This window comes from Blastocatellia bacterium (assembly GCA_035275065.1).
Taxonomy (GTDB): domain Bacteria; phylum Acidobacteriota; class Blastocatellia; order UBA7656; family UBA7656; genus DATENM01.
The window spans coordinates 1-1,501 of record DATENM010000146.1 but is presented as its reverse complement, the minus strand read 5'-3'; the positions used below and the strand labels follow the sequence as shown (position 1 = coordinate 1,501).

Sequence of the window (1,501 nt, the reverse complement as noted above, 5' to 3'; positions counted from 1 at the left end):
CATGTAAACTACGTAGTCTTTTCGCATCCGACTCTTTAGACTATCAAGCTTTGCCTTTCCAGCAGGGTCAGGTTCAATATCAGAAACTTTAACTGGCGCATCATCTCGTATGACATAAAGAAACATCGGTTTCCCACTAGTTTCGGCTTCATTGAATTCCAGTTCGGTCATAGAAAGTCCCGTAGCCTGATCAATGTAGCCATAGCGCACCCCGAAGATTCCGATATATACATTCGCTTTACGAACCTCATCGACAATTTTTATTGCCGGCGTGACTCTACTTGGATCAGCGCCAAAGGTTTCCATTCCACGAAAGAGCATATCCCTACGCATAATCTGGTCTTTAACTGCTGTACGGTGTCCGATTAAATCTTTGTAACTAGAACTGACAAACACTGAAACGGGTCTTTTTATGCTAGCTTGCGCTTGCGTGCTATAACTAGAATCCTTCTGTGACAGGGATTTCAATTCATTAAGGTAACCTAATCGCAATTCTTGATTTTCATCCAGCTTGCGCCGGAGTTCTGTTATGTCCTCCTCTTCACCACTGTTTATAAGCTCAATTAAGCGGGCCTCCAATTCAAATCGTTTATCCTCAAGAGAGCCAATGAGTTTACGCAAGTTATTAAGACGCCGCATCCTTATTTGATCGTCTGTTTCTGAGCCATCATCTATAGCAGTCGGCTGTTTAACAGGATCCATAGGTGTATGAGCAGCAACAGCCTGATTAGCAATGCGGGGAACACGTGCAGCGAATTCCTCAAAGAATTGAAGGTAATCGATCTCTTTCTTTCGCCCAAGCCTATCAAATAGATATATTGTTACATAAACTGGTTTCTGTCGCTTTTGTAAGTCTTCGGTGATTACTTCCGCCATTTGTACTGCAACATCCTCATATGTAAAACCTGCAATACCAGCACCTATGGTCGGGAAAGCAATCGAATCAAGCTGTAATGTATCTAGCATCTGCATACAACGTTTCGTTGTCTGTCTTATGGTCTCCTTTGGAAGCATAACTGAGTCATCCGGGCCAATTGTAACGGCATGGAAAATGTATTGGGCGGGTAGCTTGCCCGCTGTTGTGACAACGACATCACCCAAGGCTGCGGGGACTTTCTTAGCTGCATCAAGTGCGATGACATTACCACCAGCATTAAGGATGCTAGCCGATACGCCACCGCCCATAGATAGATAATAATCATCTGAGCTGACTAGAACCTGAGCTTTTGACGTGGTTATACTACTGAACTCAAGAGTGAGTTGTGATTTCCCAAATTGATAAGTCCTCTTGTTTGCCATGTCTCCACCTCATATACAGCACAAGGATAAACGATTGCGAGAAAAAATCCACGCGTCCATTAGCACCTTGTATCTTGATAGAGGACTGACTTGACCCGCTTTTGCTGGCCAGTCAATCTACTCAGGGACGCCTGAGCGGGGCATCGGTGAAGCTGTTAAGCGCCTGAGGCTGCGAGCCTGTGCGTTAGATCAGCTCCCGCTG

Annotated in this window: 1 protein-coding gene; it reads right to left on the bottom strand. The window is 45.0% G+C overall.

Annotated elements, in window-relative coordinates; genetic code table 11:
• On the bottom strand, nt 1-1,299 hold a 1,299-nt coding region (locus VJ464_27250; protein ID HKQ08849.1), incomplete at its 3' end, for a macro domain-containing protein.
• Nucleotides 1,300-1,501: the final 202 nt, after the last annotated feature.